The 14,858-nt window shown below is 69.9% G+C and carries 11 protein-coding genes and 2 tRNA genes; 4 read left to right on the top strand and 9 right to left on the bottom strand.

Going from position 1 to position 14,858, the window contains the following annotated elements; genetic code table 11:
• Positions 1-66: 66 nt before the first annotated feature.
• Positions 67-2,697 (bottom strand): valine--tRNA ligase, encoded by a 2,631-nt coding sequence (locus tag ABZY33_RS21185; protein WP_356493160.1) that lies wholly within the window; start codon positions 2,695-2,697, stop codon positions 67-69.
• A 115-nt stretch (positions 2,698-2,812) separates the two neighbouring features.
• Between ABZY33_RS21185 and ABZY33_RS21180 the strand changes: the two genes are divergently transcribed.
• On the top strand, positions 2,813-3,790 hold the full coding sequence (locus tag ABZY33_RS21180; RefSeq protein WP_356493159.1) for a hypothetical protein: 978 nt from the start codon (positions 2,813-2,815) through the stop codon (positions 3,788-3,790).
• 75 nt (positions 3,791-3,865) lie between these two features.
• On the opposite strand, the gene clpX is transcribed toward ABZY33_RS21180, so the two are convergent.
• From clpX to ABZY33_RS21155, 5 genes are all read right to left on the bottom strand, one after another.
• On the bottom strand, positions 3,866-5,152 hold the full coding sequence (gene clpX, locus ABZY33_RS21175; RefSeq protein WP_356493158.1) for an ATP-dependent Clp protease ATP-binding subunit ClpX: 1,287 nt from the start codon (positions 5,150-5,152) through the stop codon (positions 3,866-3,868).
• A 194-nt stretch (positions 5,153-5,346) separates the two neighbouring features.
• A complete protein-coding gene (locus ABZY33_RS21170; RefSeq protein WP_356493157.1) occupies positions 5,347-6,006 on the bottom strand; it encodes an ATP-dependent Clp protease proteolytic subunit in 660 nt (219 codons plus the stop codon).
• Between the two features lie 71 nt (positions 6,007-6,077).
• Positions 6,078-6,683 (bottom strand): ATP-dependent Clp protease proteolytic subunit, encoded by a 606-nt coding sequence (locus tag ABZY33_RS21165; protein ID WP_356493195.1) that lies wholly within the window; start codon positions 6,681-6,683, stop codon positions 6,078-6,080.
• Positions 6,684-6,991: 308 nt separating this feature from the next.
• Complete coding sequence (gene tig, locus ABZY33_RS21160; protein ID WP_356493156.1) at positions 6,992-8,386, bottom strand: trigger factor; 1,395 nt, start codon at positions 8,384-8,386, stop codon at positions 6,992-6,994.
• A gap of 174 nt (positions 8,387-8,560) precedes the next feature.
• Positions 8,561-8,637, bottom strand: a tRNA-Pro gene (locus tag ABZY33_RS21155).
• Between the two features lie 163 nt (positions 8,638-8,800).
• Between ABZY33_RS21155 and ABZY33_RS21150 the strand changes: the two genes are divergently transcribed.
• A tRNA-Gly gene (locus ABZY33_RS21150) sits at positions 8,801-8,871 on the top strand.
• Positions 8,872-8,959: 88 nt separating this feature from the next.
• Here the strand turns inward: ABZY33_RS21150 and ABZY33_RS21145 are convergent.
• Positions 8,960-9,154 carry a hypothetical protein gene (locus ABZY33_RS21145; protein ID WP_324769983.1) on the bottom strand — a complete coding sequence of 65 codons (195 nt, stop codon included), beginning with the start codon at positions 9,152-9,154 and terminating at the stop codon, positions 8,960-8,962.
• A 668-nt stretch (positions 9,155-9,822) separates the two neighbouring features.
• On the opposite strand from ABZY33_RS21145, the gene ABZY33_RS21140 reads away from it, so the two are divergent.
• Complete coding sequence (locus ABZY33_RS21140) at positions 9,823-10,989, top strand: acyltransferase family protein (protein WP_356493155.1); 1,167 nt, start codon at positions 9,823-9,825, stop codon at positions 10,987-10,989.
• A 406-nt stretch (positions 10,990-11,395) separates the two neighbouring features.
• Here ABZY33_RS21140 and ABZY33_RS21135 read toward each other — a convergent pair whose 3' ends face one another.
• Positions 11,396-12,568: a PP2C family protein-serine/threonine phosphatase gene (locus ABZY33_RS21135; protein WP_356493154.1), complete on the bottom strand. Its 1,173-nt coding sequence runs from the start codon at positions 12,566-12,568 to the stop codon at positions 11,396-11,398.
• A gap of 141 nt (positions 12,569-12,709) precedes the next feature.
• Here ABZY33_RS21135 and ABZY33_RS21130 point away from each other — a divergent pair, with 141 nt between their 5' ends.
• The gene (locus ABZY33_RS21130; RefSeq protein ID WP_356493153.1) at positions 12,710-13,939 is read left to right on the top strand and encodes a GNAT family N-acetyltransferase; all 1,230 of its coding nucleotides are present in this window, start codon (positions 12,710-12,712) and stop codon (positions 13,937-13,939) included.
• On the opposite strand, the gene ABZY33_RS21125 is transcribed toward ABZY33_RS21130, so the two are convergent.
• Positions 13,936-14,763 carry a DNA-formamidopyrimidine glycosylase family protein gene (locus ABZY33_RS21125; RefSeq protein WP_356493152.1) on the bottom strand — a complete coding sequence of 276 codons (828 nt, stop codon included), beginning with the start codon at positions 14,761-14,763 and terminating at the stop codon, positions 13,936-13,938. The genes ABZY33_RS21130 and ABZY33_RS21125 overlap by 4 nt on opposite strands.
• Positions 14,764-14,858: the final 95 nt, after the last annotated feature.

Raw genomic sequence — 14,858 nt, 5'->3', positions numbered from 1 at the left:
GACTGCCACGCGGGAGGGCCCCGGAACCGACCGGTTCCGGGGCCCTCCTGTACGCGGCGCCGCGGCTCAGGCCTGCGGCAGCCGCTCCAGCTGCGCCTGGATGCGGGCGATGTCCTCGTCCGCCTTGACGAGGCGGGCCTTGATGCCCGTGACGACGTGCTCCGGGGCCTTGCCGAGGAACTTCTCGTTGCCCAGCTTCCCCTCGGCCTGCGCCTTGTCCTTCTCGGCGGCGGCGAGGTCCTTGGCGAGCCGCTTGCGCTCGGCCGCCACGTCGATCGCGCCGGACAGGTCGAGCGCCACCTCGGCGCCGGCCACCGGCAGCGTCGCCGTCGCCTGGAACTCCTCGCCTTCCGGCTGGAGCTTGAGCAGCTGGCGGATGGCGGCCTCGTGCGGGGCGAGCGCGGTGCCGTCGAGCGTGAGCCGCGCCGGGACGCGCTGGCCCGCCTTCAGCCCCTGCTCGCCCTTGAAGCGGCGGACCTCGGTGACGACCTGCTTCAGCGTCTCGATCTCCCGCTCCGCCGCGTCGTCCCGGAAGCCACTGTCCTTGGGCCAGTCCGCGACGACGACCGAGTCGCCGCCGGTCAGCGTGGTCCACAGCGCCTCGGTGACGAACGGCACGATCGGGTGGAGCAGCCGCAGCGTCACGTCCAGGACCTCACCGAGGACCCGGCCCGACACCTTCGCCGGCTCGCCGCCCGCCATGAACGTCGTCTTCGACAGCTCGACGTACCAGTCGAAGACCTCGTCCCACGCGTAGTGGAAGAGCGCGTCGGAGACCTTGGCGAACTGGAAGTCGTCGTAGAACGCGTCGACCTCGGCGACCGTCTTGTTGAGCCGGGAGAGGATCCACCGGTCGGTGGCGGTCATCTGCCCGGGCTCCGGCAGCGGGCCCTCGACGGTCGCGCCGTTCATCAGCGCGAAGCGCGTCGCGTTCCAGATCTTGTTCGCGAAGTTCCGCGAGGCCTGGACCCAGTCCTCACCGATCGGCACGTCCGCACCGGGGTTGGCGCCGCGGGCGAGCGTGAAGCGGACCGCGTCCGAGCCGTACGCGTCCATCCACTCGATCGGGTCCACCGCGTTCGGGTTCGACTTCGACATCTTCTTGCCGAACTCGTCGCGGACCAGACCGGTCAGGGCGACCGTCTTGAACGGGACCTGGTCCTCCATCGCGTACAGACCGAACATCATCATCCGCACGACCCAGAAGAAGATGATGTCGTGCCCGGTGAGGAGCACATCCGTCGGATAGAACTTCGCGAGGTCCTCGGTCTCCTCGGGCCAGCCGAGCGTGGAGAACGGCCACAGGCCCGACGAGAACCACGTGTCGAGGACGTCCTCGTCCTGCGTCCACCCCTCGGCCTCGGTGCCCGGCGCCTGCTCGTCGGGGCCGACGCAGACGACCTCGCCGTCCGGGCCGTACCAGACGGGGATGCGGTGGCCCCACCACAACTGGCGCGAGATGCACCAGTCGTTGAGGTTGTCGACCCAGTCGAAGTACCGCTTCTCCATGTCCTTCGGGTGGAGCGCGACGCGCCCGTCGCGGACCGCGTCACCGGCGGCCTTCGCGAGCGTGTCGACCTTGACCCACCACTGGAGCGACAGGCGCGGCTCGATCGTGGTCTTGCAGCGCGAGCAGTGCCCGACGGAGTGCACGTACGGGCGCTTCTCGGCCACGATGCGGCCCTGCTCGCGCAGCGCGGCGACGATCGCGGAGCGCGCCTCGAAGCGGTCCAGCCCCTCGAACGGGCCGGGCACGGTGATGACCGCCCGCTCGTCCATGACCGTCAGCGTCTCAAGGTCGTGGCGCTGGCCGATCGCGAAGTCGTTCGGGTCGTGCGCCGGGGTCACCTTCACGGCGCCGGTCCCGAACTCCGGGTCCACGTGCGCGTCCGCGACCACGGGAATCGTCCGGTCGGTCAGCGGCAGCTTGATCCGCTTGCCGATGAGGTGCGCGTACCGCTCGTCCTCGGGGTGCACGGCGACGGCGGTGTCACCGAGCATCGTCTCGACGCGGGTGGTGGCGACGACGACCGTCTCGTCGCCCTCGCCGTACTTCAGGGAGACCAGCTCGCCGTCGTCGTCCTGATAGTCGACCTCGATGTCCGAGATCGCGGTCAGACACCGCGGGCACCAGTTGATGATGCGCTCGGCGCGGTAGATCAGGCCGTCGTCGTACAGGTCCTTGAAGATCTTCTGGACGGCGCGGGAGAGCCCCTCGTCCATGGTGAACCGCTCGCGCGTCCAGTCGAGTCCGGCGCCGAGCCGCTTGAGCTGGCCCAGGATCCGGCCGCCGTACTCGCTCTTCCACTGCCACGTCTTCTCGACGAAGGCCGCCCGGCCGATGTCGTGGCGCGACTTGCCCTCCTCGGCGAGCTGCTGCTCCACCTTGTTCTGCGTCGCGATGCCCGCGTGGTCCATGCCGGGCAGCCACAGGGTCTCGTACCCCTGCATGCGCTTGCGGCGGGTGAGGGCGTCCATCAGCGTGACCTGGAACGCGTGGCCGAGGTGGAGGGCGCCCGTCACGTTCGGCGGCGGGATGACGATCGAGTACGGCTCCTTCTCGCTCGTGGCGTCGGCGGTGAAGTAGCCGCGCTCCACCCAGCGCTCGTACAGCGCCCCCTCTACCTCGGCCGGCGCGTACTGGGTCGGCAGTTCGGAGGTGGGCGCTGGGTTCTGCTGCTGAGAGTTCTCGGTCACGGGGTCAGTTTAGAGGGGTCACAAGCTCGTACTGAAACCGAATCCGCGGGACCGAACCGCACGCGCGTACGTCAGGATGTCGGGAGCACATAAACCTCGGGGAGGAACCCAAGCAATGAGCCACAACCAGCCGGGCCCTTACGGAGGCCAGCCGCAGCAGCCGCAGCAACCCGGCCCCTACGGCCAGCAGCCGCAGCCGGGTCCGTACGGGCAGCAGCCCCAGGCCCCGCAGCCCGGCTACGGGTACCCGCAGCAGGCTCCGCAGCCGGGCTACGGCTACCCGCAGCAGGCTCTGCCCGGGGTTCCGCCCCAGCAGCCCTACAGCCAGCCGCAGCAGCCGGGCCCCTACGGGCAGCAGCCCCAGGCCCCGTACGGCCAGTACCCGCCGGGTCCGCCGCAGGCCGGCGGCAAGAAGAAGACGGGCCTGATCATCGCGGGGGTCGCCGTGGTGGCGGCGATCGGCGTGGGTGCGTACCTCCTCTTCGGCACGAGCGGCGGCAGCGTGTCGGTCGCCGACGACGGCGCGCACAAGCTGACCACCCCGGCGACGGTGCTGGGTGAGTTCAAGAAGGGCACCTCCGACTCGGGCGGCTTCGACGAGAGCGACATGAAGGACGCCGAGAAGGACGGCCTCAAGAACGGCAAGTCCGTCGGCGCCAACTACTCGGTTCAGGACACCTCGAACCCGCTGGCCGGCAAGGCGCTGAACTTCGCGGGCGCCTACGGCGAGATCGACGACCCGGACAAGCTCGTCGACGGCATGTTCTCCCAGGGCGCTCTGGAGATGGCCAAGAGCGACGACAGCGACAAGAGCAAGAGCAAGAGCACGCTCCTCGACAGCCCCACCGACTTCAGCACGGACGACTTCATCCTGAAGTGCCAGGAGATGAAGGTGGAGCCCACGGACCCCTCCTCCACCGAGAAGGGCCCGAAGGTCATCTACATGCCGGTGTGCATCTGGGGTGACCACAGCACCGTCGCGGTGGTCGCCGTGGTCGAGGTCGCGGACATGATGTCCGGCAAGAGGCCGGACCTGAAGGCCGCTTCGCAGACCACCACGAAGTTCCGCACCGAGGTCCGCGTCAAGGCCTGACGGCCCTCACAGCACAGCGGAGGGGCCCGGTCGGATCACCGACCGGGCCCCTCCGCCGTATCGCCTGCCGAACCGCTACGCGGACTTCTGCTCACCCGCGCCCGGCCCCCGCACCTCGCGCGGGATGAGCGTCGGGTTCACGTTCGAGTGGACGGCCTCCGCCGTGATGACGACGCGGGCCACGTCCTTGCGGGACGGCACCTCGTACATCACCGACTGGAGGACTTCCTCCATGATGGCGCGCAGGCCGCGCGCGCCGGTGCGGCGCAGGATCGCCTGGTCGGCGATGGCCTCCAGGGCCTCGCGCTCGAAGTCCAGCTCCACCCCGTCGAGTTCGAAGAGGCGCTGGTACTGCTTGACCAGGGCGTTGCGCGGCTCGACGAGGATCTGGAGCAGCGCCTCGCGGTCGAGGTTGTGGACCGACGTGATGACCGGGAGGCGGCCGATGAACTCGGGGATCATCCCGAACTTCACCAGGTCCTCCGGCATGACCTCCTGGAACTGGTCCTTCTCCTCCAGCTCGCGCTTGGAGTGGATCGTCGCGCCGAAGCCGATGCCCTTGGCGCCGGCCCGCGACTCGATGATCTTCTCCAGACCGGCGAAGGCGCCGCCCACGATGAACAGCACGTTCGTCGTGTCGATCTGGATGAACTCCTGGTGCGGGTGCTTGCGGCCGCCCTGCGGAGGGACCGAGGCCGTGGTGCCTTCGAGGATCTTCAGCAGCGCCTGCTGGACGCCCTCGCCGCTGACGTCACGCGTGATCGACGGGTTCTCCGACTTGCGGGCCACCTTGTCGATCTCGTCGATGTAGATGATGCCCGTCTCGGCCTTCTTGACGTCGTAGTCGGCGGCCTGGATGAGCTTGAGCAGGATGTTCTCGACGTCCTCGCCGACATAGCCGGCCTCGGTGAGCGCGGTGGCGTCGGCGATGGCGAACGGCACGTTCAGCATCCGGGCCAGCGTCTGCGCCAGGAGCGTCTTGCCCGAGCCGGTCGGGCCGAGGAGCAGGATGTTGGACTTCGCGAGTTCGATCGCGTCGTCGCGGCCCGCCGCCCCGCCGTTCTCCCCGGCCTGGACGCGCTTGTAGTGGTTGTAGACCGCCACGGAGAGCGCCTTCTTGGCGGCCTCCTGGCCTACGACGTAGCCCTCGAGGAACTCGTAGATCTCGCGCGGCTTGGGCAGTTCCTCCCAGCGCACTTCGCTCGTCTCCGCGAGCTCTTCCTCGATGATCTCGTTGCAGAGGTCGATGCACTCGTCGCAGATGTATACACCGGGGCCTGCGATGAGCTTCTTGACCTGCTTCTGGCTCTTTCCGCAGAACGAGCACTTGAGCAGATCGCCGCCGTCACCGATGCGTGCCACGAGGTGCTTCCCCTTCGCCTGGGAGACGCCACGTTCAGCGGCTCCTGGTGCCTGTATCCGACGGTACCTTGCCGGGCCCCCCGTTCGGGCCCCCCTTGGCACGGTTCACTTCGAACGAGCGTCCCCGACGGGTCGAGGAGCCGCGAACGCCCGGGTGAACCGTGCCGGGGAGTGGCAGACGATACAACGCCTTGTCAGGCGATTGCGTCGTTGTTCATCTTGCGGGTCGAGATGATCTGGTCGACCAGGCCGTACGCGAGCGCGTCCTCGGCCGTGAGGATCTTGTCACGCTCGATGTCCTCGCTGATCTTCTCCAGCGGGGTCGTCGAGTGCTTGGCCAGCATCTCCTCCAGCTGCGTCCGCATCCGGAGGATCTCGTTGGCCGCGATCTCCAGGTCGGAGAGCTGCTCGCGGCCGGTGCCGCCGGAGGGCTGGTGGATCAGCACGCGCGCGTTGGGCAGGGCCATGCGCTTGCCGGGGGTGCCGGCGGCGAGCAGGACCGCGGCGGCGGAGGCCGCCTGGCCCATGCAGACCGTCTGGATGTCCGGCTTCACGAACTGCATCGTGTCGTAGATGGCCGTGAGGGCCGTGAACGAGCCACCGGGGCTGTTGATGTAGATGGAGATGTCGCGGTCCGGGTCCATCGACTCCAGGCACAGCAGCTGCGCCATGACGTCGTTGGCGGACGCGTCGTCGATCTGCACGCCGAGGAAGATCACGCGCTCCTCGAAGAGCTTCGCGTACGGGTCGTACTCACGCACGCCCTGCGAGGTGCGCTCGACGAAGCGCGGGATCACGTAGCGGTTGTCGACCTGCGGGCCCGTGTAGAGGCCGCTGCCGGGGATGTTGTTCATGGGGTCCGTGTTCCGTCCTGGTGAGGGAGGCAGTGGGCGAGGGGGCCGGAGCCGTGCCGGTGCGCGACCGGTCAGGCGCCTGTGCCGCCGCCGCCCGGAACACCCGTAGCGGCAGAGATGATCTCGTCGATGAGGCCGTACTCCTTGGCCTCCTCGGCGGTGTACCAGCGGTCGCGGTCACCGTCACGGATGATCGTCTCGATGGTCTGGCCGGAGTGCTCGGCCGTGATCCTCGCCATGCGGTGCTTCGTACGCAGCAGGTACTCCGCCTGGATCTTGACGTCGGAGGCCGTACCGCCGATACCCGCGGAGCCCTGGTGCATCAGGATGTCGGTGTTCGGCAGGGCGAAGCGCTTGCCCGCCGTGCCGCCGGTGAGCAGGAACTGGCCCATCGAGGCCGCCATACCCATGCCGATGGTGATGACATCGTTCGGGATGTACTGCATGGTGTCGTAGATCGCCATGCCGGCGGTCACCGAGCCACCGGGGCTGTTGATGTAGAGGTAGATGTCCTTGTCCGGGTCGGCGGCAAGGAGCAGCATCTGCGCGGTGATCTTGTTGGCGATGTCATCGTCGACCTGCTGGCCGAGGAAAATGATCCGCTCGCCGAGCAGCCGGTTGTAGACATGGTCGCCGAGGCCACCACCGATGGACGGCTCGCCGGCGGCGGAAGGCATCAGATTCGTCACGTATCCACCTGCTCGTCTCTGACGGCCACGTGCCGTCTTGCGTCTCTTACTGAGGCCGGGGCCCTCGCTCGGAGACTCCCCTGCCCTCGTATTCATGGACCCTAACGCGCGGGTCCCTCCGGGGAATCCCGCGAAGTGAGCTGTTCGCTGTGAGCGCAGGGTGTGCGTGCCTCATGAGGTCCTACGGCGACCGCGGCCTGTACGTGGCTGGTCGCGCAGTTCCCCGCGCCTCTGGGCGGGGCACGAAGGCCCCCGGGACCTCGGTCCCGGGGGCCTTCGCTCAAGCCTCGCGGAGATCAGGCCTCCGTGGACTCCTTGGACTCAGCGGTCTCCGTGGACTCGGCGGACTCCGCCGCCTGCTCCTCGGCGGCAGCGTCCTCGTCGTCCTCCAGGTCGACGACCTCGCCGTTCGTGTCCTTGACCGTGGCGGCCTCGACGACGACGGCCAGCGCCTTGCCGCGGGCGACCTCGCCGACCAGCATCGGGACCTGGCCGCCTTCGACGACGGCCTGGGCGAACTGGTCGGGCGACATGTTGGAGGAAGCGGCGCGGCGCATGAGGTGCTCGGTGAGCTCCTCCTGGCTGACGTTCAGCTTCTCCTTGTTGACGAGCTCGTCGAGGACGAACTGCGTCTTGATGCCCTTGACCGCCTGCTCGCGGGTCTCGGCGTCGAACTCCTCGACCGTCTTGCCCTGGATCTCCAGGTACTTCGCGATGTCGAGGCCCATCTGGCCGAGCTGGTGGTGCTCGAGGTTGTGCTTGCGGGTCTGGACCTCGTCCTCGAGCAGCTTCTCGGGAACGGGGACCTCGACCAGCTCGAGCAGCTTCTCCAGGACGCGCTCCTGCGCCTGGGTCGCCTGGTCGTACTGCTTCATGTTCTCGAGGCGCTTGCGGCTGTCGGCCTTCAGCTCGTCGAGGGTGTCGAACTCGGAGGCGAGCTGGGCGAACTCGTCGTCCAGGGCCGGGAGTTCACGGGCGGCGACCTGGGTGACCTTGACGGTGACCTCGGCCTCCTTGCCCTCGGCGCTGCCGCCCTTCAGCTCGGAGGTGAAGGTGGCCTCGGCCCCGGCCTCCAGGCCCTTGACGGCCTCGTCGATGCCGTCGAGGAGCTCGCCCGAGCCGATGGTGTACGAGACACCGGACGCGACGCCGTCCTCCAGGACCTCGCCGTCGACCTTGGCCTCCAGGTCGATCGTCACGACGTCGCCGTCCTCGGCGGCCCGCTCGACCGGGGAGGTCGAGGCGAAGCGCTCCTGGAGCTGCGCGACGGACTTCTCGACGTCCTCGTCGGTGACCTCGACGGCGTCGACCTCGACCTCGATCCCGGAGTAGTCCGGGATCTCGATGGCCGGGCGGATGTCGACCTCGGCGGTGAAGTTCAGCGTCTCGCCGTCCTTCAGCTCCGTGATGTCGACCTCGGGCTGGCCCAGGACGTTGAGCTCCGCCTCGTTGACCGCGTCCGTGTAGAACTTCGGGAGGGCGTCGTTGACGGCCTCCTCCAGAACCGCACCGCGGCCGAACCGCTGGTCGATGATGCGGGCGGGGATCTTGCCCTTGCGGAAGCCCTTCACCGTGACCTGCTGGTTGATCTTCTTGTACGCCGCGTCGAGGCTGTCCTTGAGCTCCTCGAAGGGCACCTCAATGCTGAGCCGAACCCGGGTCGGGTTCAGGGTCTCGACGGCGCTCTTCACGGTTCGGTCTCCTTGGGGGCTGACTTTAGGGATCGTGCCCGGCTTAAGAGACACACGGGCATGCAGCTTGCATAGTAACGGCACGCCGGGACACACCCACAATGCGATCTTGGGGGCCGGTCCGGCGGTGACGCCCGTGGAGGGTCCGCGGTCGTCGTGTCGCCGCGGCAACGCTGGTCGGGGTGGCGGGATTTGAACCCACGGCCTTCCGCTCCCAAAGCGGACGCGCTACCAAGCTGCGCCACACCCCGTCGGTGCGACACGTAGGGTACATGCCCGCAGGCGGCGCGGCTCCCGCATTGCGGGGGCGCATCGGGGGCGCGCGGCGGACGGTGACCAGGGGTGTGCGAGCGGGGCCCGGAACCCGCTACGATGCCTTCCGTGCCGCGGTCGGTGACCTGGGGCGCAAGCTGTGCGGGCGTAGCTCAATGGTAGAGCACTAGTCTTCCAAACTAGCTACGCGGGTTCGATTCCCGTCGCCCGCTCTTCGAAGGCCTCCGGCCCGGTTCCGCCACGGCGGGACCGGGCCGGGGGCTTTTTCACGCCCCCGGCCGGTGCGCGTCCGCCGGTGCCTCAGAAATTTATCGCGCTGATGCTGCTCGCGACGGAGTTGAGGAAGTTGTTGATGGCAGGGGCCATTCCGGTCGACGCCAGGAAGAAGCCGAAGAGCACCGCCACGATGGCGGGCCCCGCCTTCAGCGAGCCGCCGCGCATGAGCACCACGAGGACGATCGCCAACAACAGCACCACTGACAGCGAAATGGCCACACTGATCACACCCTAGGTCGGTCCGCTCTCCCGGCCCGGGGGGCACAGCCCCGCACACCCCCCGCCAGAACCATCGTGCCACCAACACGGCCCCGTCATGCGGCCTGTGACGCATCGTCGGCCACACGCGTGCGGGGGCGCGCGGGCCCGGCAGCCTTGGGGCGCATGCGGCGAGCGGGCCGGCCGGGCTCCCGCGGGGGGCGCCGGGGCGCGGAATTCGGCTTGATCGTTTCGCTCACCGCACATGCGGCCCACACATGCCCGCCGCATGCCACCCATGGTTTTCCCGCAATTCCATCGCGGTGCGTCCACGGAAATGGGGCGGGTCCCGGCGGCTGAATTCCCGCCCCCTTATCCGCGCTTCTTCCCGCAGGGACTTTTGCGACTATTCAGACAATCACCCGGAGTCGTTCAGGGGCGTTATGCGATGTTTAAGGGGGATGAGCGGTGCGATAGCGGACAGTTCGGCCGCGGGCCGATGGTTTCGCGCCGACAGGCGGACTTCGGCGAATCCGGGGTAGGCGGGGTCGATAAGGAGGATTCGCGTTGAGAGTTTCACGAATTCGCTCGGGCGCCACTAGGGTGCCTCAGATGTTCCACACTGCCATGATCCCCACCGGTGCGGTGCGGTCCCGGATCGTCTCCCCGAGTCCCCGGTGGGCGGGCCTGTGACCCACTCCCTGCATCCGTACGGTTCGCACCGCTCCCCGCTCCCCGAGGCCGCCCCCGCCGCCGCCCCCGCGTCCCCGCCGTCCGCCGCACCGGCCACCGCTCCGAGCGCCGCTCCGGCCGCCGCCGCCGGAGGGAAGCAGCGGGACGCCTTCTTCGACAACGCCAAGTACCTGGCCATCGTCTTCGTCGCGATGGGCCACTGCTGGGAACCGCTCACCGACGGCAGCCGTACCGCCGAAGCGCTGTACATGTTCGTCTACACGTTCCACATGCCGGCGTTCATCCTCGTCTCCGGCTACTTCTCCCGCAGCTTCGACATGCGGCCGGACCGGCTGCGGCGCCTGATCACCGGGGTCGCCGTGCCGTACATCCTCTTCGAGGTCGCCTACACGCTCTTCAAGCGGACCGCGGGCGACGACCCGGACTACCCGTTCAGCCTGCTCGACCCCTGGTTCCTCACCTGGTTCCTGGTGGCGCTCTTCGTGTGGCGGCTGACCACTCCCCTGTGGAAGGTCATCCGCTGGCCGGTCCCGGTGGCCCTCGCGATCGCCGTGCTCGCCTCGGTCTCGCCCGACATCGGTGACGACCTGGACCTCCAGCGCGTGCTGCAGTTCCTGCCCTTCTTCGTCCTCGGCCTCTTCCTGAAGCCGGTCCACTTCCAGCTGGTGCGGCGGCGCGAGGTGCGGATCCTGTCCGTGCCGGTCGTGGCGGCCGCGCTCGCCCTTGCCTACTGGGCGGCGCCGCGGATGACGTCCGCGTGGTTCTACCACCGTGACAGCGCGCAGGAGCTGGGCGCGCCGTGGTGGGCCGGTGTCGTCATGACGCTCGCCCTGCTCGGCTGTTCGCTGGTGCTCACGGCGTGCTTCTTCGCGTGGGTGCCGCGCCGCAGGATGTGGTTCACGGTGCTCGGGGCCGGGACCCTCTACGGCTATCTGCTGCACGGGTTCCTGGCGAAGGGGTCCCGGTTCTGGGGATGGTTCGATGCGGGCTGGGTGCATGAGCCGTACGGGGAGGTCGCCGTCACCGTCGTTGCCGCGGCGGTCGTCACCGTGCTGTGTACGCCGCCGGTGCGGCGCGTCTTCCGCTTCGCCATGGAGCCGAAGATGGAGTGGGCCTTCAAGAAGGATGCCGCGCGGTTGGCCCGGGCGCGTCATCAGGGCTAGGCGCTCGCCGCGTACTTCTGGGTCAGCCGCCCGGCCGCTCGTTCGGTCGGCTGACCGGCGTCGTGGCTGGTCGCGCAGTTCCCCGCGCCCCTGAAAAGACTTCGTCCGCGCCGCCATCGTGGTTGCTCGCGCAGTTCCCCGCGCCCCTGAGGCATGCGGCTTCGCCGCTGCCCCATGGGGCGCCTTGCTGAGATGGCGCACGCAGTGCGCATCTCAGGGGCGCGGGGAACTGCGCGACCAGCCACGACGGCGCGTCAGCCGGCGAACTGCCTTTGAGGGGCGCGGGGAACTGCGCGACCAGCCACGACGGGGCGCGGCCGACCGACTGCCCAGGGGCGCGGGGAACTGCCGAGACGCCCCGCCGGGGCGCGGGGCAACTGACTGGGTCGGCCCCCGGAGCGCCGGGTTACGCGTCTCGGCAGATCAAGAGGAGCGCCCTGTCGTCGTTGACGTCCTTGGCCACCGCTTCGATGAGGTGCCACGCCGCCCCGTGGAAGCCCCCGGAGACATACCGGTCCGCCTCACCCGTGAGGCGGTCGATGCCCTCCGTGATGTCCCGCTCGGAGGTCTCCACCAGACCGTCGGTGAAGAGCATCAGGACATCGCCGGGGCGCAGCGTCCCCTTCGTCGCGTCGAACTCGGCGAGGTCGTAGACCCCGAGGAGCGGCCCTTCCGCCGCCTTCTCCTCCCAGCGCCCCGTGCCGGCGCTGAGCTGGAGGCCCGGCGGGTGCCCGGCGGAGTACAGCTCGTAGTCCCCGGACTCCAGGTCGAGGACGAGGTGGATCGAGGTGGCGAAGCCCTCGTCCCAGTCCTGGCGCAGGAGGTAGCCGTTGGCGGCCGGGAGGAAGGCGTGCGGCGGCAGCGAGCCGAGCAGCCCGCTGAAGGCGCCGGCCAGGAGCAGCGCGCGGGAGGCCGCGTCCATGCCCTTGCCGGAGACGTCGGTGAGGACGACCTCCAGGGTGCGGCCGTTGTTCGTACGGGCCGCGACCACGAAGTCGCCGGAGAAGGACTGTCCGCCGGCCGGCCGCAGCGCCATCTCGCGGTGCCAGCCCTGCGGCAGCTTCGGCAGCCGGCTCTGGGTGCGGATGCGCTCGCGCAGGTCGAAGAGCATCGTGCCGCCGCGCCGCCAGGGCACTCCGACGCGGCTGCGGAACTGCGCTATGAGCAGCCCGAAGAAGCCGCAGGCGGCGACCGTCAGGACGGTGCCGGGGGTGACCCCGGCCGCCCGCTGCGAGTACGGGCCCAGCTGGACGGACTCGACGATCAGCGCCGCCGCGGCGGCCGCGTACAGGCCGAGCAGGCTGGCCGGGCGCAGCACCAGGCCGCCCGCGACGATCGGCAGCACGAGGACGGTCGGCGTGCACCAGACCGGGTCGAGGATGGTGAAACAGGTGATCAGCGGGATGGTGAGCATCAGCGCGGCGAGCGCGATCCAGTCCGAGCCGTCGCCCCGGAAGTAGTCGACCCCGGATCTGCGCAGGGCGGTGCGGACCCGGTGTGCGCGCTTCCTCATCCGGGCCGTGAACGTCTCCGCGGCCGCGCGCTGCTCTCGCGCGCCCCGCTCTCGTCGTACCGCCATCGCTCGTGGACCTTATCCATCGGACCAGGACCTGTGCACGGGTGGTCCCACTTGTCCCCCGGTCCGGGCACCTTCGGCCGGGGACCGCCGGCCGGGGAAATTCGCTCGCTCGTCTCCCGCTTGCCCTGCTAGGCATGGCATATGACGACCGACGTACGGGTCCTGGCCCGGGACGAGTGGGAGCACTGGTACGCCCGGCTGGAGATGGCGTTCGGCGGGGTGGCCGAGGCGCCGCAGGAGCGGCGGTTGTGGGAGGAGCTGACCCGGCTCGACCGCTCGATCGGGGTGTGGGACGGCGCGGAGTGCGTGGGCACCGCGGGCGCCTTCGCGTTCCGGGTGTCGGTGCCGGGCGGCGCGTTCGTGGACGCGGCGGGGGTGACGATGGTGAGCGTCGCCGCGACCCACCGCAGGCGCGGCATCCTCACGTCGATGATGCGCCGCCAGCTCGACGACGTACGGGCCTGGGGTGAGCCGCTCGCGGTGCTGACCGCGTCCGAGCCCGCGATCTACGGGCGGTTCGGGTACGGGATCGCCACCCGGCAGGCGGCGCTGACCGTGGACTCCTCGCGGGTGCGGATCGCCGCCCCGGCGGGGACGGACGAGGTACGGCTGCGGTTCGCCGACCCGGGCGAGGCGGCCGGGCGGTGCGAGGAGGTGTACCGGCGCACCGTCGGCACCCGGCCCGGGATGCTCGCGCGCGGCGACGGCTGGGAGCGGCTGGCGCTGCTCGATCCGCCGGAGGAGCGGAACGGGGCCTCCCCGCTGCAGTGTGTCGTCGCCGAGCGGGACGGGCGGACGGCCGGCTACGCCCGGTTCCACAACAAGCCGGAGTCGCGGGGCTCGGTGCCGCAGGGCCGCGTCCAGGTGCGGGAGGTCACGGCGCTCGACCCGGCGGCGTACGCGGCGCTGTGGCGGCTGCTGTGCGACATCGACCTGACGGACACGGTGGAGGTGCGCAACCGGCCGGTGGACGATCCGCTGTTCTCCCTCGTCTCCGACATCCGCCGGTGCGCGGTCCGGGTGCGGGACTCGCTGCACGTACGCCTGGTGGAGGTCGGCGCCGCCCTCGAAGCGCGTACATATCTCACGCCCGTGGACGTCGTGTTCGAGGTCGAGGACGCGTTCTGCCCCTGGAACGCGGGGCGTTGGCGGCTGGCCGGTGACGCGCAGGGCGCGTCCTGCGAGCGGACCCGGGAGCCGGCCGATCTCGCTCTGTCCGTACGGGAGTTGGGGGCGGCCTATCTGGGGGACGCGTCGCTGACCGAGCTGGCCGGGGCCGGGCGGGTGCGCGAACTGCGGCCGGGGGCGCTCACGGAGGCGTCGGTGGCGTTCGGCTCACCGGTCGCGCCCTGGCTCCAGCACGGGTTCTAGACCGCGCCTCGGGTGGTGGCGGGCTGGCAGGCCGGGCACCAGAAGAGGTTGCGGGCCGCCAGTTCCGCCGTGCGGATGGCGGTGCCGCACAGGTGGCAGGGCAGGGCCGCCCGCCGGTAGACGTAGACCTCTCCGCCGTGGTCGTCGACGCGCGGCGGGCGGTTCATCGCCTCCGGGGTGTGCTCGGGGCGGACCGTGTCGATGCGGTTGAGGCGCACGCCCTCGCGCATCAAGAGCACCAGGTCGTCCCAGACCGCGGCGAGCAGGCCGGGCGCGAGGTCCTTGCCCGGGGTGTAGGGGTCGATGCCGTGGCGGAAGAGGACCTCGGCCCGGTAGACGTTGCCGACGCCCGCGATGACCTTCTGGTCCATCAGCAGCGCGGCGATCGACGTACGGCTGCGGGAGATGCGCGCGTACGCCTTCGCCGGGTCGGCGTCGGGGCGCAGCGGGTCCGGGCCGAGCCGCTCGTGTATCGCCTGCTTCTCGGCGCCGGTGATCAGGGCGCAGGCCGTCGGGCCGCGCAGGTCCGCGTAGGACGCGTCGGTGCGCAGGCGCAGGCGGATGGTGTCCGTGGGCGGCGGTGCCGGGGCGTCGCCGAGGGTGTACTTGCCGAAGAGGCCCAGGTGGATGTGGACCCAGCTCTCTTCGCCGAACCGGAGGAAGAGGTGTTTGCCGTGGGCTTCCGTGCGGGTGAGTTCCTGGCCGGTCAGTAGGGCGGCCGCGTCGGAGAACTTGCCCTGCGGGCTGCTGACCTGGACTTTTCGTCCCGCGAAGCGTTCCGCGTGGTCCTGGGCCAGGCGGTGGATCGTGTGGCCCTCGGGCATGCCGGATCCTTTCAGGAGGGTGGGGGTCCAGGACACGGGGGCGCTGTCCCGGACCCCGCTCCCCGGTCGCCGGAGGGGCTTGGTCGTGCCGGCGG

Source organism: Streptomyces sp. NPDC006552 (assembly GCF_040611655.1).
Lineage (GTDB): Bacteria > Actinomycetota > Actinomycetes > Streptomycetales > Streptomycetaceae > Streptomyces.
This window is presented reverse-complemented; position numbering and strand designations above follow the sequence as displayed.